Annotated in this window: 23 protein-coding genes and 1 pseudogene; 22 read left to right on the plus strand and 2 right to left on the minus strand. The window is 65.5% G+C overall.

From position 1 onward, the window contains the following. Positions 1–268: 268 nt before the first annotated feature. Entirely contained in the window at positions 269–481 is a 213-nt protein-coding gene (locus tag QMC84_RS20975; protein ID WP_300378352.1) for an acetyl-CoA carboxylase biotin carboxyl carrier protein subunit, read from the minus strand. A gap of 156 nt (positions 482–637) precedes the next feature. Between QMC84_RS20975 and QMC84_RS20980 the strand changes: the two genes are divergently transcribed. The 10 genes from QMC84_RS20980 (at position 638) to QMC84_RS21025 (ending at position 10,798) form a co-directional block, all read left to right on the plus strand. Continuing rightward, complete coding sequence (locus tag QMC84_RS20980; protein WP_300378354.1) at positions 638–1,621, plus strand: acryloyl-CoA reductase; 984 nt, start codon at positions 638–640, stop codon at positions 1,619–1,621. 118 nt (positions 1,622–1,739) lie between these two features. Next, entirely contained in the window at positions 1,740–2,744 is a 1,005-nt protein-coding gene (locus QMC84_RS20985; RefSeq protein ID WP_300378356.1) for an alcohol dehydrogenase catalytic domain-containing protein, read from the plus strand. Beyond that, positions 2,737–3,570 carry an SDR family NAD(P)-dependent oxidoreductase gene (locus QMC84_RS20990; protein ID WP_300378358.1) on the plus strand — a complete coding sequence of 278 codons (834 nt, stop codon included), beginning with the start codon at positions 2,737–2,739 and terminating at the stop codon, positions 3,568–3,570. The genes QMC84_RS20985 and QMC84_RS20990 overlap by 8 nt, the downstream gene beginning before the upstream one ends. 137 nt (positions 3,571–3,707) lie before the next feature. Continuing rightward, on the plus strand, positions 3,708–5,651 hold the full coding sequence (locus tag QMC84_RS20995) for a dehydrogenase E1 component subunit alpha/beta (RefSeq protein ID WP_300378360.1): 1,944 nt from the start codon (positions 3,708–3,710) through the stop codon (positions 5,649–5,651). Positions 5,652–5,682: 31 nt separating this feature from the next. Next, a complete protein-coding gene (locus tag QMC84_RS21000; RefSeq protein ID WP_300378362.1) occupies positions 5,683–6,135 on the plus strand; it encodes a MaoC family dehydratase in 453 nt (150 codons plus the stop codon). Positions 6,136–6,292: 157 nt separating this feature from the next. Continuing rightward, entirely contained in the window at positions 6,293–7,150 is an 858-nt protein-coding gene (locus tag QMC84_RS21005; protein WP_300378364.1) for a branched-chain amino acid ABC transporter permease, read from the plus strand. Next, positions 7,147–8,151 carry a branched-chain amino acid ABC transporter permease gene (locus QMC84_RS21010; RefSeq protein ID WP_300378366.1) on the plus strand — a complete coding sequence of 335 codons (1,005 nt, stop codon included), beginning with the start codon at positions 7,147–7,149 and terminating at the stop codon, positions 8,149–8,151. Before QMC84_RS21005 ends, QMC84_RS21010 begins: the two co-directional genes overlap by 4 nt. 46 nt (positions 8,152–8,197) lie before the next feature. Then, entirely contained in the window at positions 8,198–8,899 is a 702-nt protein-coding gene (locus QMC84_RS21015) for an ATP-binding cassette domain-containing protein (RefSeq protein ID WP_300378368.1), read from the plus strand. Then, entirely contained in the window at positions 8,896–9,612 is a 717-nt protein-coding gene (locus QMC84_RS21020) for an ABC transporter ATP-binding protein (RefSeq protein ID WP_300378370.1), read from the plus strand. The genes QMC84_RS21015 and QMC84_RS21020 overlap by 4 nt, the downstream gene beginning before the upstream one ends. A 73-nt stretch (positions 9,613–9,685) precedes the next feature. After that, positions 9,686–10,798, plus strand: coding sequence for an ABC transporter substrate-binding protein (locus QMC84_RS21025; protein WP_300378372.1), 1,113 nt, complete (start codon positions 9,686–9,688; stop codon positions 10,796–10,798). A 135-nt stretch (positions 10,799–10,933) separates the two neighbouring features. On the opposite strand, the gene QMC84_RS21030 is transcribed toward QMC84_RS21025, so the two are convergent. Further along, positions 10,934–11,548: a TetR/AcrR family transcriptional regulator gene (locus QMC84_RS21030; RefSeq protein ID WP_300378374.1), complete on the minus strand. Its 615-nt coding sequence runs from the start codon at positions 11,546–11,548 to the stop codon at positions 10,934–10,936. A gap of 93 nt (positions 11,549–11,641) precedes the next feature. Between QMC84_RS21030 and QMC84_RS21035 the strand changes: the two genes are divergently transcribed. The 12 genes and pseudogenes from QMC84_RS21035 to QMC84_RS21090 all read left to right on the plus strand — a co-directional run bounded on the left by QMC84_RS21035 (position 11,642) and on the right by QMC84_RS21090 (position 23,827). Next, entirely contained in the window at positions 11,642–12,865 is a 1,224-nt protein-coding gene (locus tag QMC84_RS21035; protein ID WP_300378376.1) for an acyl-CoA dehydrogenase family protein, read from the plus strand. Then, positions 12,862–13,629: an SDR family oxidoreductase gene (locus QMC84_RS21040; RefSeq protein ID WP_300378378.1), complete on the plus strand. Its 768-nt coding sequence runs from the start codon at positions 12,862–12,864 to the stop codon at positions 13,627–13,629. The genes QMC84_RS21035 and QMC84_RS21040 overlap by 4 nt, the downstream gene beginning before the upstream one ends. After that, on the plus strand, positions 13,629–14,630 hold the full coding sequence (locus tag QMC84_RS21045; RefSeq protein ID WP_300378433.1) for a phosphotransferase family protein: 1,002 nt from the start codon (positions 13,629–13,631) through the stop codon (positions 14,628–14,630). Before QMC84_RS21040 ends, QMC84_RS21045 begins: the two co-directional genes overlap by 1 nt. Beyond that, on the plus strand, positions 14,627–15,418 hold the full coding sequence (locus tag QMC84_RS21050) for an enoyl-CoA hydratase-related protein (RefSeq protein WP_300378380.1): 792 nt from the start codon (positions 14,627–14,629) through the stop codon (positions 15,416–15,418). Before QMC84_RS21045 ends, QMC84_RS21050 begins: the two co-directional genes overlap by 4 nt. Positions 15,419–15,511: 93 nt before the next feature. Continuing rightward, complete coding sequence (locus QMC84_RS21055; protein WP_300378382.1) at positions 15,512–16,315, plus strand: enoyl-CoA hydratase/isomerase family protein; 804 nt, start codon at positions 15,512–15,514, stop codon at positions 16,313–16,315. Positions 16,316–16,345: 30 nt separating this feature from the next. Continuing rightward, positions 16,346–16,810: a MaoC/PaaZ C-terminal domain-containing protein gene (locus tag QMC84_RS21060; RefSeq protein WP_300378384.1), complete on the plus strand. Its 465-nt coding sequence runs from the start codon at positions 16,346–16,348 to the stop codon at positions 16,808–16,810. Further along, positions 16,810–18,411, plus strand: coding sequence for a class I adenylate-forming enzyme family protein (locus tag QMC84_RS21065; protein ID WP_300378387.1), 1,602 nt, complete (start codon positions 16,810–16,812; stop codon positions 18,409–18,411). Before QMC84_RS21060 ends, QMC84_RS21065 begins: the two co-directional genes overlap by 1 nt. A 9-nt stretch (positions 18,412–18,420) precedes the next feature. Beyond that, positions 18,421–19,896, plus strand: coding sequence for a carboxyl transferase domain-containing protein (locus QMC84_RS21070; protein ID WP_300378389.1), 1,476 nt, complete (start codon positions 18,421–18,423; stop codon positions 19,894–19,896). Continuing rightward, the gene (locus QMC84_RS21075; RefSeq protein WP_300378391.1) at positions 19,893–21,140 is read left to right on the plus strand and encodes a beta-ketoacyl-[acyl-carrier-protein] synthase family protein; all 1,248 of its coding nucleotides are present in this window, start codon (positions 19,893–19,895) and stop codon (positions 21,138–21,140) included. Before QMC84_RS21070 ends, QMC84_RS21075 begins: the two co-directional genes overlap by 4 nt. Next, positions 21,140–22,045, plus strand: a complete 906-nt coding sequence (locus tag QMC84_RS21080) for an SDR family oxidoreductase (RefSeq protein ID WP_300378435.1) — start codon at positions 21,140–21,142, stop codon at positions 22,043–22,045. The genes QMC84_RS21075 and QMC84_RS21080 overlap by 1 nt, the downstream gene beginning before the upstream one ends. Positions 22,046–22,364: 319 nt before the next feature. Continuing rightward, positions 22,365–22,622: a TetR family transcriptional regulator gene (locus QMC84_RS21085; protein ID WP_300378393.1), complete on the plus strand. Its 258-nt coding sequence runs from the start codon at positions 22,365–22,367 to the stop codon at positions 22,620–22,622. A gap of 441 nt (positions 22,623–23,063) precedes the next feature. Further along, positions 23,064–23,827 (plus strand): annotated as a pseudogene (locus QMC84_RS21090) (enoyl-CoA hydratase-related protein). Positions 23,828–23,841: the final 14 nt, after the last annotated feature.

Below are 23,841 nucleotides of genomic sequence, written 5' to 3' on the forward strand. Positions count from 1 at the left end.
CGGTCTTGCGGCCCTTGGCGTGCTGCTTCTCGACCGCCTTCGCCGAGCCCGCGTGTACCGCCTCGTCGAGCCGTCGATCCAGGTCCAGCAGCTTGCCAGCAGTCGTGTGGATATCGATGTCCTGAGGGACATCGGTGCCCGCACCCGGATGTGAGCTCACGTTGCCTCCTGGTACGGGGTGGCAGTCAGCTCGACGTCATGCTGGTGAGGTGCGTGCCAGTCGCTGCATGCCGCTGCCTGCCGCTGGTCTCGTGCCGATCCGAGGACCTCAGGCCAACTCCACGAGCAGCTCGCCCTCTTTCACGGACTGACCGACCTCGCACAGCACCTCAGTCACGGTGCCGGCGCATTCTGCCTCGACAAACATCTCCATCTTCATGGACTCGAGCACGGCGACCGTGTCTCCTTCGGTGACGTGACTTCCTCGGCCGACCTCGATCTTCGTGACGACTCCCGTTACGTGCGCCGCAATGGTGGGCATCCGGCTAGGCCTCCTTCATGAGTACCGCCGTGTGTCATCGCTCCGGACGGCTCATCGTTGAGGTGCTCGACGACCGTCCAACCACGCTTCCGACTCGGCTCAGGCACTGTTAAACTAACGAGCGTCCGTACGCATCGTCAAGAGAAGGAGTTCACCGTGGAGTTCCGCGCTCTGGTATCCGAGCCGAGGGATGGAGCCGACAACCTCGAGATCCGGACGCTGCAAGCGTCCGACCTTCCCGACGAGGACCTGCTGATCCGAGTGACCTGGTCGAGCGTGAACTACAAGGACGCTCTGGCAGCCACCGCGGACGGCCAGGTGGCTGAGATCCCGTGCCTCGTCACCGGCATCGATCTCGCGGGTGAGGTTGTCGAGGGCTCCGGCCGGTTCGCAGCAGGCGACAGCGTCATCGTGCATGGGTACGGGCTCGGCACGAAGCAACACGGAGGTCACGCCGAGTATGCGCGGGTCCCCTCGAGCTGGGCGCTCCCCCTGCCGGCAGGCATGTCTGCGCGCGACGCCATGGCCCTGGGCACCGCAGGCTGGACTGCAGCCGACGCGATCCTGCAGCTGATGCAGCACGGGATGCACCTCTCGGCCGGCCCCGTCCTGGTGACGGGAGCCAGTGGAGGAGTAGGGGCGGTGGCCATGGCGATCCTCAAGACACTGGGGTACGAGGAAATCGTGGCGTGTTCGCGGAAGCCCGAACAGGAGCCGATGTTGCGCGCCCTTGGTGCGTCGGAGGTGGTGTCTCCCTCTGACCTCGACCCACGGGGTCGTCCACTGGTGCGTGAGCGCTGGAGCGGTGTGATCGACACGGTCGGGGGCGAGCTCCTCGCCTCGCTCCTCCCTGCAGTCAGGTACGGCGGCGGAGTGGCTGTCTGCGGCATGGCGGGCGGCTTCGGGGTCAAGGCCACCGTGCTGCCCTTCATCATCCGAGCGGTCTCCGTCCTGGGCGTCAACTCTGTCGACACTCCGCTCGCGCGACGCGCCGCCGTCTGGCAACGACTGGCCGAGGACCTAGCACCCTCCGGCCTCGAGAGCATCGTCAACGAGATCGACCTCGAGCGGATTCCCGAGGCGTTGACGGCCCTGCTTGGCTCCTCGCACGTCGGACGGACAGTCGTTCGGATCGGCTGATCGGACTTACTGACGTTCGTTAGCATGGTACCATCGACCCATGTTGGCTCTACGTTGGCACGGTCGCCGCGACGTGAGGCTTGAGGACCTCCCTGTCGACCGGGAGCTCGGACCAGGCATGATCGAGGTCGAGGTGGCGTTCTGCGGGATCTGCGGCAGCGACGTCGGCGAGTTCCGCGACGGTCCGGTGATGATTCGGTCCAGCGACCATCCACTGAGCCGGCAGGGGGCTCCGCCGATCGTGCTCGGTCACGAATTCTCCGGGCGGGTGTCGGCAGTGGGGGCGGGGGTCACCGAGCTCGCCGTGGGGGATCGTGTCGCAGCGAATGCCAGCTGGAGGTGTGGCCGATGTCGGGACTGCCTCTCGGGTGACTACAACCGCTGCTCCTCGGGCGGCGCGATCGGGCTCATCTCCGACGGCGCCCTCGCCTCCCACGTCCGTTTTCCATCCTATTGCGCCGTGCCACTGCCTGACGCCGTCTCCTACGAGGAGGGCGCTCTCATCGAGCCGTTGGCTGTCGCGCTGCACGCGCTGGAGCGGGGCAATGCCCGTCCTGGTGACCAGGTGGTCATCCTGGGCTTCGGCCCCATCGGGGCTGCCTGCGCGGAGATCGCCCGAGCCGGCGCCCTCCAGGTGACAGTGCTCGAGCCTCACGCGGGGCGGCGCTCGCACGCGTCGTCGATGGGGTTCGACACGCTGCAACCCGACGAGGGTCCCCGCTCGACCCAGCGGGCCGTCCGACGCCTCACAGGGGGAGGCGCAGACATCGTGGTGGACTGCACGGGAAGCCCCGCCGTGCTGGGATCAGCGCCGGAGCTGTTGCGCAGGGGAGGGGTGGTCGTGCTGGTCGGACTTCCCCATGGCCCGGCTTCGATCGACGCTGGGCGGCTGGTCCTCACAGAGCGGTCCATCATCGCCGCGCTCGCGTATCGCGACGAGCCAGCGAGGGTCGCCACGATGATCGCCAACGGGACAGTTCGGGCTGGACGTCTGATCACCACGATCATCGACCTGAAGGAGACGGTCGAGCACTTCGCCCGGCTCGCCGACGACCCTGGTGACGACATCAAGGTGCTTGTCCGAGTGACGCCGCTGCTTGTCGAGAGGTACGAGGATGAGTAAGCCTGAGAGGGTCGCGATCGTCACCGGGGCCGGGCGAAAAGGGTCGATCGGTCAGGCTGTCGCCCGGCGCCTGCTCCTCGACGGCCTGACGGTCGTCCTATCAGATCTCGGCGCAGCACTGGACAGCCATCCGGACTACGAGGTGGCGCCCTCGACCGACCTGGAGACGGCCTGTGACGAGCTGTCGAATGTGGGCGAAGTCAATGCCCTCCCCTGTGACGTCCGGGACGCAGAACAGGTCGACGACCTCCTCGACGGCACGGTCGCTCGGTACGGTCGCGTCGACGTGCTGGTCAACAACGCCGGGCTGACCGTGGGTGTCGGGCCGGTGACCGAGCTCCGCGAGGAGGACTGGCGCCTGAACCTGGACGTCATGGCGACAGGGGTGTTCCTGTGCTCGCGGGCGGCAGCCCGCCGCATGATCTCCCAGGGGGAGGGCGGCCGGATCATCACCATCGCCTCGCAGTCCGCAAAGTCCGGAATGCCGATGCTCGCCGCCTATTCCGCAGCGAAGTTCGCCGCTCTGGGCTTCACGCAATCATTGGCCCACGAACTCGGTCCCGAGGGCATCACCGTGAATGCAGTCTGTCCTGGTGTGGTGGACACGGACCTCCTGTCCGTGAAGGGCGGTGTCCTGGACTCCTACACCCGGGCCACCGGGCTCGACGAAGAACAGTACAAGCGTCGTTTGCGAAGGCAGATCCCTCTCGGCCGGTTCGCCCATCCCGATGAGATCGCAGACGTGGTCGGTTTCCTCGCATCCGATGCGGCGTCATATGTCACGGGGGAGGCGATCAATGTCACCGGCGGTCAAGAGATGCATTGACAGCAGCGGCTGGCGCCGTCGATCAGCTAGTGCCCAGGTCCACGGACGCGGTCGTGGCGCAGGACGTTCCAAGCATTCCCGGGGCTGGAGTGAATCAGCCGTACAGCGCCTGGAGGTGGGCCAAAATTAAGGACCAGTTGCTGGAGCAGTTCCGGCTGATGTGCCAGATCCGCATCTTCGAGGAGAATTGTGCGCGTCTCTACAAGGCGGGCGAGATCCCGGGGTTCGTCCACCTCTCGATCGGCCAGGAAGCCTCCGCAGTCGGGGCATGTACGGCCCTTCGCCCGACCGACGGGATCGTCTCCAATCATCGCGGTCACGGTCACTGCATTGCCAAGGGCCTCTCCGTCGAGTCCATGTTCCTCGAGCTGATGGCCCGCGACGAGGGAGCGTGTGCGGGGCGGGGCGGGTCGATGCACATCGCCGATCCGACACTCGGGATCTACGGAGCGAACGGGATCGTGGGGGCTGGCATCGCCATCGCGAACGGACCTGCGGTGGCGGCGCGGCTGAGAGGGGAGGACAACATTACCCTGGTCTTCTTCGGTGACGGCGCCGTCGCTCAGGGGAGCTTCCACGAGGCGGTAAACATCGCGGCACTGTGGAAGCTGCCCGTCATCTTCTACTGCGAGAACAACCACTACGCGGAGTTCTCGGCTGCCGCAGACCAGCACCCGGTCGGTCTTTCGGCACGAGCGGGCGCGTACGGCATCCCGTTCTTCTCCCTGGACGGTAACGATGTGACTGCCGTCCATGACGGGATGCGAGGCATCGTCGACATGGTTCGCGGGGGCGCCGGACCGGTCTTGGTCGAGGCCGAGACCTACCGGTGGCACGGGCATTACGAAGGGGACCCGGAGCGCTACCGGTCGAAGGAAGAGGGAGCCGAATGGCGGGAGCGAGATCCCCTCGAAAGGGCGCGCAGGACCCTCAGGGAGGCCGGCTGCTCCGCTGAGGAGCTGGACGCGATCGCCGCCGAGCAGGAGCGGGAGGTCACGGCAGCCATTGAGCACGCACGGAGAGCACCAGCTCCCGCTGGGTCGAGTCTGCACGAGCACGTTGTTCGAGCGCATGCATCCCACCCCGAACCCCAGGACCGAGTGGGCAGCGAGGACTTCCGCATGATGGACGCGGTCCGTCTCGCACTGGAGGCCGAGATGGAGGACGATCCAGAAGTCTTCATGGCCGGTATCGACATCGCGGCGGGGGGGAATGTCTTCGGCATCACCCGCGGTCTCCATGAGCGCTGGCCAGCGCGAGTGCTCGACACCCCGATATCGGAGAACGCCATGCTGGGCCTCGGGGTCGGGGCGGCGATGGCCGGGATGAAGCCGGTGCTGGAAGTCATGTACATGGACTTCATCACGGTCTGCTTCGACCAAGTGGTCAACCAGGCGGCGAAGCTGTCGTTCATGACCGGCGGCAAGGCGCAGATGAACCTGACGATAAGGACCCAGTTCGGCGCCGGCCGTTCTTCGGGCAGTCAGCACTCCCAGAGTCTCGAGGCGCTCTTGGCACACATTCCCGGAATCACCGTGGTCATGCCCTCGAATCCCTGGGACGCGTATGGCCTCCTGCGCTCGGCGATCCAAGACCCCAACCCCGTGGTCTTCATCGAGAACAGGATGGAATACGGACGGAAGGGCCCGAAGCCACCGCGCGACACGTGCATACCCATCGGGCGGGCGCGCATCGCCCGCGAGGGCTCTGGCGTGACGGTGGTGTCGTACTCACGCATGTTCAACACGTGCGCAACGGTGGTCGACGAGCTGGTCGAGGAGGGCATCGATGTGGAGCTCATCGATCTCCGGACGATCGCACCCCTCGACTGGGACACGATCCACGCCTCGCTGGTCAAGACCAACCGTCTGGTGGTCGTCCACGAAGCGGTTCGTGACTTCGGGATCGGAGCGGAGATCGTCGCGCGCATGGCGGACGAGGGATTCTGGAGCCTCGACGCGCCCATGGTTCGAGTGGGGAGCGCGTTCACGCCCGCGCCGTATGCACCGAATCTCGAGCAGGCGTGGCTTCCCGACCGGGAGCGGATCGCCGAGGCCATCCGCAAGGTGGCCAACGCGTGACCCGGTGGATCGGACAATGGAAGGAGAAGGTGTGAAGACCTTCACTGGGCTTGACGAACTCGAGAGTGCAGTCGGCACTCACCTGGGTGTCAGCGACTGGCAGCTGATCACACAGGAACAGGTCAACCTGTTCGCGGACGCCACTGGTGATCACCAGTGGATCCATGTCGACACGGATCGATCGGCATCCGGTCCGTTCGGGACGACGATCGCGCACGGTTACCTGACACTGTCACTGGTGCCGAGACTGCTGAATCAGATTTACCACGTCGACGGGCTGAAGCTCGGAGTCAACTACGGTGCCAACACGGTGCGGTTCCCGTCACCCGTCGCGGTCGACTCGAGGATCCGGGCTGGAGCCGAACTCCTCTCGCTGACCAGGAAGCCCAGCGGTGCCCACGCGGTCATCAGGGTGACTATGGAACGTGAAGAGGGAGACAAGCCCGTGTGCGTGGCCGAAGTCGTCACGCTGCTGGTGGACTGAGGACGAGCCGCTGGCACCCTCGAGCGAGACAGCGCGTCGAGGAATCGGCGCGAACCGACGCCGGAGGACCGATCTCATGCCGACCCTTGACGTGTGGGGCCAGTCACACTAGCGTCAAGCAACCTTCCGCTCACGAACGTACGTTAGAAGGAGCATCATGGCGGCTTTCATGGAGTATCTGGCCAATGGTGCCTTCTTCGGTGCGCTCTACGCCCTGCTGGCACTGCCCATGTTCCTGATCTGGTCCACCACCGACGTGGTGGACATCAACATCGGTGGTTACGTGATCGTCGCGGGGGTCGTCTCAGCGTCTGTGGGCGGCGTGACGGGCTGGTTGCTCGGCGTGATGGCAGCCCTGGGGATGGGCGCAGTGACGGGCCTGCTCTTCCTGGCCTTCCACTGGCTGTGGGACATGAAGGACATGATGCGCATCGTCCTAGCAACCTTCGGCCTACTCCTCATCACGGCTTCAGCCGTCCAGGCCCTGGTGGGCACCGACAACCTCTACCTGTCCGGACTGTCCGGGTCGGTCCACCTGCTGGGGTTTCGGCTCTCCACGCAAGGCATGTTCAATCTCCTGCTCGCCTCGGCCTTCCTGCTCATCTTGTTCATCGTCCTGAACGGCAGCGCCTCGGGGCTCCGGATGAGGGCCGCCGCGGCCTCTGCCGCATCGGCGGCCTTGGTCGGAATCGCGGTCCGGCGGATGCAGTTCATGGCGTTCCTGGTCGGTTCCGGGATGGCGGGGATCGTGGGGATCCTGGCCGCCATGACCACCGGCGTCTCATATTCTCGGGGTCTGCAGTTCTCGGTGTACGCAGTGACTGCCGTGATCCTCCTCGGCCTCCGCGGACCCGCCACCGTCTTCTTGGGGGGGATCCTGCTGGGGATCTTCGAGCAGATGGGTGTCGCGTACTTGCCGAGCGGCTGGTCACAGCTGCTACCCCCGGCCCTCATTCTGCTCGTGCTGGCTTCGGGCCGTTCGCACACCATCTCTGTTCACGCGGTGCGGGCATGAGGACCTTCACCGTGCTCGGCCGGCACCGGAACCTCCTGGCGTACGCCGTCGTGATCGGCATAGTGATCAGCGTCGCCCAGGGTCGAGAGTCGATCTACGACGTCGGGGTCAGCATCCTGGTCTTCGGGTTGATGGGTATCCCGCTCGCTCTGATGTACGGACACGGGGGAATCATCTCGCTGTGCCAGGCATCGTTTGCAGCGCTTGGTGGGTATGCCACGTCGATCTTGACGGTGTCGCACGGATGGTCCGCCTGGGAGGCGCTCGCGCCTTCGATCCTCGTCCCTGGCGTCATCGCCTATCTGATCTCGCGGCCCATCCTGCGGCTGCCGGAACTGTCCCTGGCGTTGACGACGATCGCCCTCGCCCAGCTATGGTACGGTCTCGTCGCGCTCGGTGGCGACCGCACTGGTGGCCACGTCGGGCTCTACGGTATGCCGGCACTCCCCTTCGGTGACGAGCAGCTGGGTGGGTTCCTCGGTATCGCAGTCCTCGTGGCAGCGGCGATCTGGGCCTTCGAGAACTACGTGCGCTCGGCACGCGGCCGTGCCCTGAACGCCATCCGCATCGATCCCATTCTTGCGCGATCGGTGGGCGCGGACGTTGCCCGTGAACGAGCCTTGGTCTTCGGTGTCGCAGCCGGAGTCGCCGGACTCGCCGGATGGTACTTCTCCTTGTATGTCGGGTTCCTGTCACCCGACTCGCTCAGCTTCACCCAGTCGTTCGCCGTCCTGTTCATGGTGGTGATCGGCGGTCGCCGGTCGAGCATCGGTCCTCTCATCGGATCCACGGTCTACATCCTGGCTGGGGACCTCCTGCCTGGAGGTGTCGCCCAGGGCGTCGTGTTCGGCGCCATGCTCGTGGCGGTCCTGCTGCTGCTGCCCGATGGTCTCGCCTCCTTGGGCGGCATCGTGAGAAGGGTGCGGCGTCGTCCACCCGGGAGCGGGTCGGCTGCTCCTCGCGACCCGGCCCCGGCCAAGAGAGAGAGAGCTCATGCTTAGCGCTCGTGGAATCGCGGTGGCCTTCGGGGGTGTCAAAGCCCTGGACGTGGTCGACGTCGAGGTCGGGCCAGGTTCGATCGTCGGAATGGTCGGACCCAACGGTGCCGGGAAGAGCACGCTCTTCAACTGCCTGACCGGAGTGGTCTCACCTGACGCCGGCACCGTGGAGCTGGACGGGAAGGACATCACGCGCTGGCCCACCGAGCGCCGTGCGCGGGTCGGCATCGGCCGAACCTTCCAGACCGCTCGTGCCGATCCGAACTCGACGGTGTGTGATGCGATCATGACGGGCTTCACGGTCTCGACCAGGCAGTGCATGCTCGGCGCCTTCCTCTCCAGCCCCGGCGTGCGTGCTGAGGAGAAGCAATTCAAGGCTCGAGCCCTTGCGCTCGTCGATACCTTCGACCTCGGAAATCCTGACGCGCTTGTCGGTGAGCTCCCCGCCCCTCACCGGCGGCTCCTGGAGGTCGCACGCACCTTGGCCGGCGACGCCAAGTACTTGTTGCTCGACGAGCCTGCGGCCGGCATGGACAGCCTCGACCGACAGATCTTGTCGAAGGTCCTGCGCCAGGTCGCTGACAGAGGCATCGGCATCGTGCTCGTGGAGCACAACTTCGGATTCGTCCTGTCCTTGTGTGACGAGGTCACGGTGCTCGCGAGCGGCAAGGTCGTCGCGCAGGGGACGCCCGAGCATATCCGAGAGCATCCTGAAATCGTTCGTGTATACCTCGGGCAGGGGACGCCATGAAGAATTCTTCGAGCAGTGACGCGGCGGTCGGGTTGTCGATCAGGAATCTCACCGCTGGATATGGCGCTCTCAAGATCTGTCAGGGCATCGACCTGGAGATCCCGGCGGGTTCGATCGTGGCCCTGCTTGGCTCCAACGGCGCTGGCAAGAGCACCTTCATGCGCGCTCTGTCGGGTCTGCTCCCCTCACAGGGGAGCATATTGCTGGGCGACCGGCAGCTCTCCGGACGAAGTGTGCACCAGCGTGCCAGGGCCGGCTTGGTCACGGTGTCGGATGATCGTGCTCTCTTCCCCGAGCTCACGGTGCGTGAAAATCTACGGTTGGGGGCATCGCTCGGCGGGGTCCGGGATCCCATGCCCGAACTCGTCAGGCGGTTTCCCGCTCTGGCTGAGCGAGGTGGCACCAAAGTCGGTCTGCTGAGCGGGGGAGAGCAGCAGATGGTGGCCTTGACCAAGGCACTGGTCGCCCGTCCCAAGGTCCTGCTGCTGGATGAACCGTCCCAAGGGCTTGCGCCGTCGGTGATCAAGACACTCAGTGAGGCGCTTATGTCGTTGCGCGACGAGAACCTGGCGGTTCTCATCGCGGAGCAGAACGTCGACATGGTGGACCGGGTCGCTGATTCATTTGCAGTTCTGAGCGACGGTCGCGTCGTCGGACGAAACGTCATGGAAAAACTCGACCGCGGCCACTTGGCACAACAGTTTCTCGGATAAGGCAAACAGCACAAGACCAACCTCTAGGAGCGCAATGTTGAAACGCACTTTGTCCGCCCTCACGGTGGCATCAATGCTGAGCCTCGCCGCTTGCGGATCGTCAGGCGACGGAAGTGACTCGGACGATCCCATCAAGATCGGTATCCTCCAGGCCATCACCGGTCCCGCTGCCGCGTTCGGCAGCCGCGAGGCTGCTGCCGCCGAGGCCGTGGCAGAGGCGGTGAACGAGGCTGGCGGGGTGAACGGTCGCCAGATCGAGGTGATCGTGGAGGACACGAAGTCCGACCCGACCCAGGCGGTTCGCCTCGCGAACAAGCTCATCAAGGACGACGGCGTCATCGCGATCTTCGGGTCCGCCACGGGATCCGAGGTCTTGAGCTTCGTAAACGCGGCGATGCGCGCAGAGGTTCCCGTCGTGGCCCCGGTGGCGACGACGGAGGTGACCGAGGCGGATGAGGAGTACACGGACTGGGTCTTCCGGTCGGCGCCATGTGGCTGCGAGGACGCTCCGGCGATTTTCAAGAAGATCCAGGAGCGGGGAGTGAAGAACCTCGGAATCTTCTACCAGGACGACGCCTACGGCGTCTCTGGGACGGCGCAGATGGAGGACTTGGCTGCGGAAGGTGGGGTGAACGTCACCGAGGTCGTATCGGCTGCGCCTGACGCGTCCGACGTGACGGCCCAGGTGTCCAAGCTGATCAACAGCGGTGCGGACGCCATCTGGGCGATCTCGTCGCCTCCCCCGCTGGTCAGCGCGGTGCTGCGGACGGCCGCCCAGCGCGGGTTCGAGGGCGATGTGTATGGAGTGGAGGGCGCTGTCCAGCCCACGACCATCGAGGGTGCCGAGGACGGGGCCGAGCTCTTCGTGGCTCCCGCCATGCTGAATCCCAATGACTCGACTGAACTGACTCGCCTGCACGACCTGATGGAGGACCACGGTGGCGTCACCAGCTTCGCCGAGCTCCTGGGCGCGGACGGGATGCAGTCGATCGTGGAGGGGTTGCAGACGGGCGCTGACACGGGAGCGGAGCTGCGGGATGCGATGGACGACCTCACCCTGAAGAACGGCTACGGGGCGAAGCCGATGGTGTACACCCCCGACAACCACAACGGCTTCAAGGCCGACTCCTTCTTCTGGGTTACGGTCCGGGATGGCAAGTACGTGCCGTTGGACAGCGTGGACTGATCCAGAGGACCCGTGGCCTTCTGGCACTCCCCGCGCAGCGGGCCACGCCCAGTCGCGAAGGAGTGTCCCCGCCCGACGCAGGTATGAAAGCGACCTGCGCGTGGCGGGGACACTCTCCTCCGATCGCCGGCCTTGCTACTGCGGACGCTGCTCGACCAGGAGCAGGGCCAAACGTGCATAGTGCTCGCCCAAGGCTTCGGGCTCGATGTTGGCTGAGCGGTACCAGTTCGCTATCCCGATCACGAGGTCGAGAATGTTCAAGGCGGTCAGCTCAGAGTCTCGCACTCCGAACTCTCCAGCAGCCCGACCTTCTTCGATGATGTCCACCAGAGCCCGGTAGAACTTTCGACGATAAGCCCTCAAGGTGTCGAGGTGGGCGCCTTCCAGCGTGCGCCAGTTATGTTCGACCGTGAGGGCCTCGCGGCTATGCGTTGCATGAAACTGCGCGAAGGAACGCGTGAAAGCACTCAACCTCTCCGAGGGCGAACCTTCTTGGCCCAGCGTGTCCTGCTGAATCTCGGACAGAGAATCAATGGTCCACTGGCAGATGTGCCACAGGAGCATCTCCTTCGAGGAGAAGTGGTTGTAGAGGCTTGCGGCCCGCATCCCCACCGCGTCGGCCAGGTCACGCATCGACGTCGCGGCGTAACCGTGGACGGCGAACTGGTCGAGCGCCGTCTCGACGATCCGTTCCCCGCTTCCTGGGGCCGGCGGTCGAACGATGTCGCGCTGGGAAGGCGTGGCCTCCATAGTTGTGCTCCTTGACTTGTTCTGAGGGACGAGACTAACATGTTCGTCACTGACGAACGTACGTTAGACGGCGTCGCGAGAGGACGAACCCACGTGGACTTCGAGTACAGCGAACGGTCGCTGGACTACCAGCGGCGTGTGCGGGCATTCCTGGAGGACCTCATCCTGCCGGCCGAGGCTACCTATCACGAACAGATCCAGGCTGCGGGAGATCCACACTTCTACCCGCCCGTCATGGAGACACTCAAGGCCGAAGCACGCAAGCGCGGGCTATGGAACCTGTTCCTGCCTCACGAGACTGAGTGGACCACTGGCTTCTCCAACTTGGACTACGCCCCGCTGGCCGAGCTCATGGGTCGGTCCTGGATCGGATCGGAGCCATTCAACTGTTCCGCCCCCGATACCGGGAACATGGAAATTCTTGCCATGTTCGGCACTCCCGAGCAACAGAAGCAATGGTTACGTCCGCTGCTGGCCGGCGAAATCCGCTCCGGCTTCTGCATGACCGAGCCGGCAGTCGCGTCGAGTGACGCGCAGAACGTCCAAACCCGGATTGAGCGTGTCGGCGACGAGTACGTCATCAACGGACGCAAATGGTTCACCGGCGGCGCTGGTGACGAACGCTGCGAACTGCTCATCGTGATGGGAAAGTCGGATCCCCTTGCTTCGCGGCACCGCCAGCAATCCATGGTGCTCGTGCCCCGGAACACGCCCGGAGTGAAACTCGAACGTTCTCTGTCGATCTTCGGCTATCACGATCAGCCGGGTCACATGGAGATCAGCTTCTCGGAGGTGCGGATCCCGGCCAAGAACATCCTCGTGGGCGCGGGCGAGGGGTTCGCGATCGCGCAGGCGCGTCTGGGGCCGGGTCGCATCCACCACTGCATGCGCGCCATCGGCATCGCTGAACGCGCCCTGGAGCTCATGTGCAGCCGCGTCCGCAACCGTGTGGCCTTCGGCGCGCCCCTCGCAGACCTCGGGGTCGTGCAGCAGTGGATCGCCGACTCCCGTATCGAGATCGAACAAGCTCGGCTGCTCACGCTCAAGGCAGCATGGCTGATGGACCGCGTCGGCGCGAAGGGTGCGCACACGGAGATCTCAGCCATCAAGGTGGTCGCACCCGCGATGGCAGCGAGAGTGGTCGACCGGGCGATCCAGGCACATGGTGCGGCCGGGGTGACCGGTGACACCGTCCTCGCGTACTCGTATGCGATTCTGCGCGGTTTGCGCATCGCGGACGGACCGGACGAGGTGCATCGCCGCACCCTGGCGCGTCATGAGCTGCAGAGGTCGGCCTCGCGGGAAGAAGCTTCATGATGGACCTCACGGGCAGGACGGCCATCGTGAACGGTGCGTCGCGAGGGATCGGACGTGCGATCGCCATCAGGTTTGCGCGCGCGGGCGCAAACGTGGTGCTCAGCTCACGAAAGCAAGAAGCAGTGGACCTGGTGGCGGACGAAATTCGCAGCGCCGACCTCGCCGGTGGGGTCGCGTCGTTCCAAGCCCATGCTGGAGATGGCGAGCAAGCGCGCCTCCTGATGGAACGGACCGTCCAGCTCTTCGGACCTCCCGACGTCCTTGTGAACAATGCCGCCGCCAATCCCTACATCGGGCCGCTGGCGGGAATCGACCCCAGCCGCGCCGAGAAGACGTTCCAGGTCAATCAGCTGGGGCCAGTGCTGTGGGCCGGGGCAGCGCTGGAGGCGGGCTTGGGGAGGGACCGGCCAGGTTCGATCGTGAACATCTCCTCCAACGGTGGTCTCCGGATCGATCCAGGTATCGGCTTCTACAACGGGACCAAGGCTGCGCTCATCCACCTCACGCGGCAGCTGGCCTTCGAGCTGGGTCCGCACGTGCGGGTCAACGCCATCGCACCGGGACTTGTGAAGACCGATTTCGCCCGGACGATCTGGGAGACCCGGGGTGAGGCGTTCGCGAAGGTCCTCCCCCTGCGCCGCATCGGTGAGCCCGACGATATTGCCTCGGCGGCGCTCTTCCTGGCCAGTGACGAGTCGTCGTGGATGACCGGCCAGACCATCGTGGTGGACGGCGGCGCAGTCATCACTCCGACGGCTACGTGATGCAGGCCGAGGCGATCGATCAGGCCAGCATCGAGGGCTGGTGGGCGCGGGAGTGCCCGAGCGCGCGCTTGCCGCTCACGATTCGACCCATCCTGGGCGGACATTCGAACCTGACATTTCTTGTGCGAGACGCGCATGGGACGAGCTGGGTGCTGAGGCGCCCACCGCTGGGACAGGCCGCCGAGACAGCACATGACATGGCGCGCGAGTTCCGGGTCCAGCGCTCGGTGCAGGCCATCATCCCGGTCCCGAGGATGGTCGGGCTGGCGCTGGACGTGCTCGATGTGCCCTTCTACGTGATGGAGCGTGTCGACGGGGTCGTCATCCGCACTCCGCAGGATGCGCTGGTGCTGTCACCTGAGACCCGTCAGGAGATCGGGCTCGGGTTGGTGGACACCCTGGCGCGTCTACACCGTGTCGAGCCGGAGTCTGTCGGTCTGGGTGATTTTGGACGGCCGGAGGGGTATGTCCGGCGCCAACTCAGGCGTTGGCCCCTCCAGTGGCAGGCGGTGGGAGGCCGATCGATTCCGGTCTTCGACGAGCTGCAGTCCCGGCTCGCCGCCACGGTCCCCGATCAGCAGCGAACGGCCGTCATCCACGGCGACTTCCGGCTGGACAACGTCATGCTGGACGCGCGCCACGACGTCAAGGCTGTGCTCGACTGGGAGCTCTCCACGCTGGGAGACCCGCTCGCTGACTTCGCGACGATGATCGCGTACTGGGACGACATCGGAGCGGGAGCCCCTCCCGCCACGTCCGTCGAGGGCTTCCCCAACGCGGACGAGGTCATTGCTCGCTACGGCGACGAGTCCGGTCTGGACCTGCACCAGGTCTACTGGTACATCGCCTTCGCGCACTGGCGCCTGGGTTGCATCGCTGAGGGCGTCTACGCGCGATTCCGCGACAACCGCATGGGCGGCTCGCCCTATTCGCTCGACGTGCTCGGAGCACAGTCGACGCTCCGCGCGGAAGCCGCGCTGGCTGCATTGGAGGAAGTATGAGTACCGCGGTCCTCTACCAGGTTGTCGATGGCGTCGCCACCGTCACGCTCAATCGGCCCGAGCGCTTCAACGCGATGGTCGACGAGCTGCTCGACTCGCTGGTCGAGCGCCTGGACGCGGCGGCAAACGACGACGCGGTCCGGGTCGTCGTCCTCACCGGCGCGGGGCGGGCGTTCTGTGCCGGCGGGGACATGCATGACCTGTCCGGGTCGGACCTCGGTGCGGCCGAGAAGGACACCTTGGTTGCCAAGCTTCGACATCACACACGCAGCACCGAACTGCTTCATCGGATGCCCAAGGTCACCATCGCGGCGGTCAACGGCGCATGCGCTGGCGCCGGCCTGTCCCTTGCCTGCGCAGCCGACGTGCGAGTGGCGAGTGAGCGGGCCGTGTTCAGGACCGCGTTCGCGTCCGCCGCAATGGCCGGAGACTTCGGCGGCACCTGGTCGTTGCCCAGGATCATCGGAGGGGCCCATGCTCGCAGCCTCTTCTTCCTCAACCAGAAGATCGACGCACGGCGCGCCCTGGAGATGGGTCTGGTTTCCGAGGTGATCGCCGAGTCAGAATTGTCCGAGCGAGTGACCGAGATCGCCGAGCAGATCGCTCAGGGCCCGCCCTTGGCGCTCGCATCGATTAAGACCAGCCTCAACGAGGCGCTCTCGGTGCCCCTCGAAGAGGCATTGGTCCTCGAGGGTGAGAGACACATCGCCACCGCCCAGTCTCAGGACGCAGCTGAAGCGGCCCTCGCCTTCGTCGCCAAGCGTCGGCCGATATTCGTCGGCAAGTGACGCAGATGTCCTGGAGCAAGAAGTCACCGAGAGCAGGCTCCGTGCATTGCACCTCGGTCGTCCACTGGTAGCGATCCTATCCTAAGGGGTGCCTTGAGCGAGTTCGCAACGATCGGCTTCGACCTCCATGGGCAAAGCATCGCCCGGCTGACCTTGAATCGACCCGAGCGCCTGAATGCCTACACGACCCAGATGTGCGACGAGATCGTCGTTGCGCTGGAGCGTTTCCTTCGTGAGGACGCCCTCCGGGTCCTGATCGTCACGGGTGCCGGCCGGGCGTTCTGCGCCGGCGGCGACCTGACCGACACCGAGGATGTCCAGAAGGGACGCGACCGACAGCTGCGGCACGCAGTCGTGATGCGCGAGGGGATGCATGCAGCCATGCAAGCCCTCTGGGCATGTGACAAGCCGGTCATCGCCGCCATCAACGGGCCCGCCGTTGCAGGGGGACTGGCTCTGTGTCTGGCTTGCGACTTCCGCATCGCGGGGGAGAGCGCCCGGCTGGGAGATCCCAGCGGCACCGCCGGCCTTCTGCCCGATGAGGGCGGTGCCTGGCTCTTTCCTCGCGCTATGGGTCTCGAGGCCGCCATGCGCATGTCTCTCCTGGGCGAGATCTATGACGCTCGCACTGCCCATGCCCTCGGTCTGGTCGGTGAGGTGACGTCCGACGAGAACCTCCAGACCCGGTCTCTCGCCTTGGCTCACAGCCTGGCCGAGCGTGCGCCGCTAGCGGTTCGGGTCACCAAGGATCTCATGAGGCGTGGATTGACCGGAGATTTTGCCTCCTCCCTCCGCGACGCCCAGATGGCCGTGAATCTGACCAACGACAGCGAGGATGCCATCGAGGGTATCGCTGCATTCCATGACAGGCGAAACCCAGTCTTTCGTGGGAGATGATCGTGAGCCAACAATGCTTGAGGAGCAGTCGTGGACAGTGAATACACCGAGCACCCCGGTATCTTGATCGAAGATCTGGAGATCGGCATGAGCGTGGTCACGGAAAAGACCATAGGTGAGAGTGACGTCTATCTTTTCTCGGGGATCACTGGTGACTTCTCCGCCAACCACATCAATGAGCGGTACATGCAGGCGACCCACTACGGGCACCGGCTGGCACAAGCGGCGCTCATGGTCGGTCTGACGTCTGGTGCCGGAGCGGTCTTCAGCGCCAAGTACCGGATGCATGCCGTTTCGCTGGGATACGACCGCCTCCGGTTCATCGCGCCCGTCTTCATCGGTGACACCATCCGAGTGTCCTACACGCTGGATCGCCTGGATGTTCCCAAGTCGAGGGCGTACATGGCGCTGGAGCTGGCGAACCAAGAGGGCACGGTCGTGATGGTGGGGCACCACCTGCTGAAGGTGCTTCCGTACGATCCCTCGGGGCGTTGATGATCACGTTCACCGAGAACACCGGCTATGCCACTGACTTCGGGATGCGCCTGTTCCCGGACCGCGTGGCCCTGATCCAGGAGGACCTCGAGCTGAGCTACGGCGCGCTCGACGAGCGGTCGAACCAGATCGCCAACGGCCTCCTGGATCGCGGTGTGAGGAAAGGTGATGCTGTCTTTCTTCTCTACGACAACGATGTGCGCTTCGTCGAAGCAATCCTGGGAGTCATGCGCATCGGCGCCGTCGCGGTGCCCGCGAACAACAAGCAGTCGGACGAGCGGATCGTTGACATGGTCAGCGACTCAGGTTCGAAGGTCTTGCTGGCCGGCCCTTCCTTTGCCGCGAAGGTGGCCGAGCTGCGTCCACGTCTGGCCTGCGAGAGCGTGTTCGCCATCGGTGCTGAGGACGAGGGTGAGGACCTGAACGCGTGGATGGCAGCGTCCTCCTCGGCCCGCCCCCAGGTCTCCGTCACGGGCGACGACCTCTGTATGCTCCCCTACACGTCTGGATCGACCGGTCGCCCCAAGGGCGTGATGATCCGGCACCGGAACTGGCTGTGGAACACCGACCTCATGCGGCGCGTCATGATGCTTCGCCCGGATGACCGCGCCCTCTGTGCCAATCCCCTGTTCCACGCCAATGCCCTGTCGCTCGGCATCTTCCCGTCGCTGTTGGCCGGTGGATCCGCCGTCGTCCTCCCGAGGTTCGACCCCACCGACGTGGTTCGAGCGATCGAGAAGTGGGGCTGCACGTTCATGACTGGCGTGCCGACCATGTACCGCATGCTCGTCGACCAGCCCGGGCTGAAACCGAGCGGCACGAGGTCGATGAGGTTTCTGATCTGTGGGTCGGCTCCCATGACGAAGGGCTTGTTGGCGGACCTGGACGCCGCATTTCCGGGAGTCACCCTCGTCGAGGGCTACGGGTTGACCGAGGGTGGACCCTCGATCAGCTTCCTGCCGCGTTTCGGCGCGCGCCGCATGGGCAGTGTCGGACTGCCGATGCCGGAGGTCGAGGTCAAGCTCCTGGACTCCAGCGGACAGGAAGTGGACGTTGACACTCCGGGCGAGCTGTGGACGCGCAACCCAGGTGTTGCCGCGGGCTACCACGGCCTTCCAGCCGAGACATCCGAGCGGTTCCGTGACGGATGGCTGCGAACCGGAGACATGTTGCGCAGGGACTCAGATGGCTATTTGTACTACTGCGGCCGCGCGGACGAGCGCATGAACGTCGCCGGTGAGCACGCCTTCCCGGCGGAGGTGGAGGCCGTCCTGCTCCAGCACCCCCAGATCCGCGACGTCGTCGTCACGTCCTGTCCGCACGCCTTGAAGAACGAGGTGCCGGTCGCCCACGTCGTGCCCGCGGCAGGCGCAGTTCTGGACCCCAAGGAGGTCCGGGACTTCTTCTGTGCGCGTGCCCCTCGCTACGCGCAGCCGCGCGGGTTGATCCTGTGGGACGCCCTACCGGTCAGCCCCACTGGCAAGACCGACCGCGCCACGCTGAGCAGAGCCGCGGCCGAAGCGTTCGACTTCGGACGGGTCCCCCAGACGGGTTCCAGTGTGGGGGCCGACATACTTGACGTCCGTACGAACGTACGTTAGGCTCCCCACATGAGCGGTTCACCTGTCGCTGTCTTGGCTTCCGAAGAGACAAGCCTGGCCCTGAGCAGAGCCGAGCAACTGAGTGACCCTGGCGCGTTTCACGAGTTGTTCCCCCTCCGCAGGCGCCCCAACTACGCGCCCGGCGCGAGTCGCGCCGACGGCGATGGGGTCGTGGTCGGGGTCGGCATGATCCAGGGTCGCCGGGCGATGATCATCAGTCATGACTTCGCGCATCTCGGCGGGTCGATCGGCGCCACGTTCGCCTCGAAGATCGCTCGCGCGCAGGAGATGGCGATCTCCACCGGCTATCCCATCGTCTACCTGAACGACTCGGGCGGTGCCAGGATCCAGGAGGGCATCGAGGCCCTGCATGGATGCGGTGAGATCTTCGCGCGCAACGTGCTCGCGCAGGACCGAGTGCCGCAGATCTCGGTGATCTTGGGGCCGTGCGCCGGCGCAGCGGCTTACTCACCCGCGCTCACCGACTGGACGATCATGCTCCGCGGCCGAGGTCAGATGTTTTTGACCGGTCCGGACATCGTCAAGGCGGCCACCGGCGAGACCGTCACCTCGGAGGAGATCGGCGGCGCCCTCCTCCACACCCGCGAAAGCGGGGTGGCCCATTTCGATGTCGGCGACGAGGGCGAGGCCTTCGCTCTGGTGCGAAGGCTTCTGGGGTACTGGCCCAGCACGTGCGCAGGCGAGCTGCCGCGAGCCCCGTCGCTCGACCCGCCCCTTGATGCGGAGGCGCTCCTGCCGGGCGTCGTGCCCGCCGCGCCGGGTCTCGCCTTCGACATGAATGACGTCCTGCTGGGCATTCTGGATGCAGATTCGTGGCAGCCCCTGATGTCCCGCTACGGACGGAGCGCGTTGTGCGGGTTCGGCCGTCTTGACGGAGTGCCCGTGGGAGTCGTGGCGTCGCAGCCGCGCTACAAGGGCGGGATCCTGGACTTCGATTCGTCGCAGAAGGTGGCACGCTTCGTCAATTTCTGCGGCCGATTCGGACTGCCCATCGTGACGTTCGTCGATGTGCCGGGATTCATGCCTGGATCGACCGAGGAACGCCGTGGCGTAATCACCGCTGGAGCGCAGGTTCTCGCTGCCTATGTCAGGGCCGACGTCCCGAAGCTGACCACCATCGTGCGCAAGGCCTACGGCGGCTCGTACATCGCGCTGGGCTCCCGCTCGCTCGGTGCGGACCTGACGTGGGCCTGGCGGGGAGCCGAGGTCGCCGTCATGGGTCCCTCGGCTGCGGTTGGCCTGCTGAACCGGCGCCAGCTCCGTGACTCGGAGAATCCCGAGAAGCTGCGTGCCGAGATGACCGAACGCTACCGCCACGAGGTCACCCGGCCATGCCTCGCTGCAGCCCACGGAATCATTGACGACGTTATCGATGCGCACGAGACGAGAACGCGGTTGATCGCCGGGCTGCAGATGTTGATGAACCCAGCGAGAATGCACACCGCAAATCAGGAGGCACGATGAAGGACGTTGTTATCTCGGGGACAGGAATTGTCTCCTCGCTGGGCCTGGAACGGGGCGAATACCGAGACAACATGCTGGTCGGCAAGCTCGCCATCGATCCCGCGCCATGGGCTGACCCAGAGTCGCCCACCGCGTGGATCTCGCGAGTCCACGGTTTCAACGCGGGTGACTGGATGGAGCCCCACGTCGAGGACGGAACCGACCTCTACTCCCAGTTCCTGATCGCCGCTGCCGTCCAGGCGGTGGCAGATGCCGGCATCGAGGAACCCGACCCGATGCGCACGGCGGTGGTCATGGGAACGAGCATGGCGGGAGTCAAGACACTGACGGGCGCCCAGGCCAAGTTCGAGCAGGAGGGGCCGTCGGCGGTGCCTAGGAAGGTTCACATCCAGGCTTGGGCGAACATGGCGGCCGGGCAGGTCGCCATGCGTTGGCAGCTCCACGGCCCGCTGCTGAGCGTGTGCACCGCATGCGCCTCGTCGCTGGACGCGATCGGGATCGCTGCGCGCATGATCGAGTCCGGGATGGCGGACGTGGCGATCGCCGGAGGGGCCGACACGGGCCTGCTGCCCATCCTCTACCACAGTCAGGTGGCGTACGGGATGGCCTCTGCGACCGCGATTCCTGAGCAGGTCAGTCGGCCCTTCGATGTCGACCGGGTGGGACTGCTCGAGGGAGAGGGTGCCGGGGTGGTCGTGCTCGAGAGCCGGAAGAGTGCGCGTTCGCGTGGTATGACCCCCCGGGCCAGCGTTCGTGGCTATGCCTCACTTGCCGACAGCTACCACCCCTCCTCACCGGAGCCCACCGGCAAGTGGGAGGCCCTTGCCATGCGGCGTGCCATCGAAGAGGCAGACCTCCCGGAGGGCGCGAGCTCAGTGGATGCGCTCGTCGCGCACGCTACGGGCACTCAAGCAGGCGACAGCGCCGAGATCTCCGCGATCAACGACGTCTTCGCATCCGATGGATCAGCACCACCGCTGGTCACGTCCATCAAGGGCCATATCGGGCACACGGCCGGCGCCGCCGGTGTCATGGCCCTCATCGCCGCTCTGGAATCGGCCGAGGTGGGCAAATTCATGCCTACGGTCGGTTGCAAGAGCGTCGACCCGGCTGCCCGCTTCCCGATCGTCACGGGTGCTGCCGCGGACGTGGAGATCGGCACTCTCCAGGTGAACTCCTTCGGCTTCGGCGGCCAGGATGCCTCCATGGTGCTCACTCGTCCGGTCGGAGAAGGTGCGGAGTGATGCTGGCAGGCCGGGTGGCGGTGGTCACCGGGGCTGGTCGGGGCATCGGGTGCGGCCACGCGCTGGAGCTCGCCAGGCAGGGTGCTCGCGTGGTGGTCAACGACCTCGGTTTCGCTCGGGACGGCACTGGGGCGCCGGATCCTGCCGTGGCCGAGGCCGTCGTCGAGGAGATTCGCGCCGCCGGCGGCCAGGCCGTCTCCGTCGTCGCGGATGCAGCCGACGGTGAGGGCGCCCGGTCGATCATCGACGCGGCGGTCGACACCTTCGGACGTCTCGACGTCGTCGTGAACAATGCTGGCGTGTTGAGGGACCGCATGATGGTCAACCTCCTGCTGGAGGACTGGGATGCGGTGATTCGTGGACACCTGCGGTCCACCTTCGCCGTCTCTCAAGCCGCGGCGGTCCATTGGCGGGCTCAAGCCAAGGCGGGCGAGCCGACCGATGCGCGGATCATCAACACCTCGTCCCCTTCTGGCTTGTACGGGAACGTCGGCCAGGCGAACTATGGGGCGGCGAAGGCCGGGATCGCCGCGTTCACGGTCATCTCCGCGATGGAGCTCCAGCGGTACGGCGTCACCGTCAACGCCATCGCACCCATCGCTCGCACCCGGATGACCGACGATCTCGGCATCGACCTCTCGCCCGCGGAGGGCGAGTTCGATGTGTACAACCCGGACAACGTAGCGCCGCTCATCGCCTGGCTTGCCAGCTCGGAGTCCGGCGCAGTGACTGGGCGCGTGTTCAACATCGTTGGCGGGAAGATCAGCCTGGCGATCGGCTGGCAGGCCGGTCCTGAAACCGATGTGGGCGCTCGCTGGGAAGCCTCCGAGATCGGTCCTGCAGTCGAACATCTTCTTGCCGCGATGACCAACGACGTCAGCGACGGTTACAGGATCGATCCTTGAAGCGGGACCAGTGTCCGCGACGGAGTTCCACCGCCGACCTCGGGCCTTCGAAACCTTCCGGTTCAGTGAAGCTGTAGAAGTCCGCCGCTGGGCGGAGGCTGCGCTACCCCCTCGTTTGACGTTGCATGGTCGTCGTCTACTCGTCTCACGATTGATCACGCACGGGAGACCTGTCGCTTACGTCTCGCAGCAACGCTATCTCCCGGCAGTGCTCGCACTGTTTGGATGGCCGGTCCCGGCGCTAAGAGAGCGAGCTCGGCCGACCGTTCCTTCGCCTCACCACTGTCCCCGCCAGACTTCACCCGACATCCACGAACGGGTGCTGAGCTTACGATATGAGGCGGCCCCCCTGAGTGTTGCGCTGGACCTCTTCGTGCGTCTCGGTTATCACGGAATCAGCGTCCGCGCTATCGCCGCCGAGGCCGGCATGACCGTGCCTGGCCTCTCCTACAACTTCGCGAACAAGCGGGGAATCCTCACCGAGCTGTTCACACTCTCGAACCACGAGCTCACCCGCCGCTCCGAGGCAGCACTGGCAGCAGCCGGACCGAACCCCGCACCCGCTTCGCGGCACTGATCCGATGCATGTTCATGCACCTGACGCACATGCAGAGGTTCGCTCAACTGGCTCGGGAGATCGACTCCTTGAACGACACGCGCGACCCAAGCACGTGGAACTGCGTGACCGCTCCCAGCGGCTGCTCACTGAGGTGATCGCGGCACAGACACTCGGCGACTTTGGTCCTGGAGATCCGCACGAGACCGCGAGAGCCTGCTCTCCCCGTGCAACGGAGTTGCTGCAGACGATGTGCGAGGGCGGCGGCATGGCGAACGTGACAATCCTCGAGTGCCTGAGTTGCGCACGGTGATGTGGCGTTGCGTGTTCGCATTCCCCTACAGCAAACTCGTCGACGCGGCACCGTGACGAACGTGAGGCCGAACGACGCCTCGAGGCGGGCTTCCACACCATGGACATGGGTGGCGGTCGAGTGCTCGCCGGGTCTTCAGACGGTCTGGCATGACGCAGTTGGTGAACTATGCCGTCGCCGACGGCGTCGCGCACATCGACCTCAACCGTCCGGACGTGGCGAATGCCCTCGATCGCGAGCTGGCTCAGGCGCTGCGCGCCTCCGCGGGGCGGGTAGCCGCCGACGAGGGCGCCCGCGTGGTCCTCGTCACCGGTGCGGGCGAGCGGTTCTGTGCGGGAGGTGACGTCCGCTACTTCGACGCGGCACCAGATCCCGCTGCGTACATCCACTTGCTCGCGACCGAGGCAAACGCCGGAATCCGAGCGTTGGCCGGTCTCCCCAAGCCAGTGGTCGCCGGCGTCCACGGCGCGGTGGCCGTTGCGGGTCTCGCGATCATGCTCAGTTGCGACCTGATCGTTGCCGAGCCCGGCACGAAGTTCTCGTTCGCGTACCCAACATCGGGCCTACACCCGACTGCGGCGTGTCCTGGCTACTGCCGCGCGCAATGGGCCAACAGCGGGCGCTCTCGTTCGCCCTCGGTGGCCGCGCACTGTCTGCTGAGGAGGCGCTGGCATCAGGCTTGGTCACGGAGATCGCTGATGACGTGATGGTGCGGTCGCGCAAGCTGGCCGGAGTAATCGCTGCAGGACCCGCGAAAGCGCTGGGCCGAACACGCAGGCTACTGCGCGCCAACTGGGACGTTGATCGCGTGGCCGTTGGCGCTGCAGAGGCGCGCGTCATCCGCGAGGTGGTGCAGGGCGAGGAAGCGCGGCTCGCTCGACGAGCACGAACCGCCTCCAGCCAACCTTCATGAGGAGTTGACCGGGG

This window comes from Nocardioides sp. (assembly GCF_030019515.1).
Taxonomy (GTDB): Bacteria; Actinomycetota; Actinomycetes; order Propionibacteriales; family Nocardioidaceae; genus Nocardioides.

What these genes read in the sequence shown, in the direction of transcription:
- QMC84_RS20975 (WP_300378352.1), bottom strand. Translation starts at nt 481, where the DNA reads ATGCCCACCATTGCGGCGCACGTAACGGGAGTCGTCACGAAGATCGAG.
- QMC84_RS20985 (WP_300378356.1), top strand. Translation starts at nt 1,740, where the DNA reads ATGATCGAGGTCGAGGTGGCGTTCTGCGGGATCTGCGGCAGCGACGTC.
- QMC84_RS20990 (WP_300378358.1), top strand. Translation starts at nt 2,737, where the DNA reads ATGAGTAAGCCTGAGAGGGTCGCGATCGTCACCGGGGCCGGGCGAAAA.
- QMC84_RS21005 (WP_300378364.1), top strand. Translation starts at nt 6,293, where the DNA reads ATGGCGGCTTTCATGGAGTATCTGGCCAATGGTGCCTTCTTCGGTGCG.
- QMC84_RS21010 (WP_300378366.1), top strand. Translation starts at nt 7,147, where the DNA reads ATGAGGACCTTCACCGTGCTCGGCCGGCACCGGAACCTCCTGGCGTAC.
- QMC84_RS21020 (WP_300378370.1), top strand. Translation starts at nt 8,896, where the DNA reads ATGAAGAATTCTTCGAGCAGTGACGCGGCGGTCGGGTTGTCGATCAGG.
- QMC84_RS21025 (WP_300378372.1), top strand. Translation starts at nt 9,686, where the DNA reads ATGCTGAGCCTCGCCGCTTGCGGATCGTCAGGCGACGGAAGTGACTCG.
- QMC84_RS21030 (WP_300378374.1), bottom strand. Translation starts at nt 11,548, where the DNA reads ATGGAGGCCACGCCTTCCCAGCGCGACATCGTTCGACCGCCGGCCCCA.
- QMC84_RS21040 (WP_300378378.1), top strand. Translation starts at nt 12,862, where the DNA reads ATGATGGACCTCACGGGCAGGACGGCCATCGTGAACGGTGCGTCGCGA.
- QMC84_RS21045 (WP_300378433.1), top strand. Translation starts at nt 13,629, where the DNA reads ATGCAGGCCGAGGCGATCGATCAGGCCAGCATCGAGGGCTGGTGGGCG.
- QMC84_RS21050 (WP_300378380.1), top strand. Translation starts at nt 14,627, where the DNA reads ATGAGTACCGCGGTCCTCTACCAGGTTGTCGATGGCGTCGCCACCGTC.
- QMC84_RS21065 (WP_300378387.1), top strand. Translation starts at nt 16,810, where the DNA reads ATGATCACGTTCACCGAGAACACCGGCTATGCCACTGACTTCGGGATG.
- QMC84_RS21070 (WP_300378389.1), top strand. Translation starts at nt 18,421, where the DNA reads ATGAGCGGTTCACCTGTCGCTGTCTTGGCTTCCGAAGAGACAAGCCTG.
- QMC84_RS21075 (WP_300378391.1), top strand. Translation starts at nt 19,893, where the DNA reads ATGAAGGACGTTGTTATCTCGGGGACAGGAATTGTCTCCTCGCTGGGC.
- QMC84_RS21080 (WP_300378435.1), top strand. Translation starts at nt 21,140, where the DNA reads ATGCTGGCAGGCCGGGTGGCGGTGGTCACCGGGGCTGGTCGGGGCATC.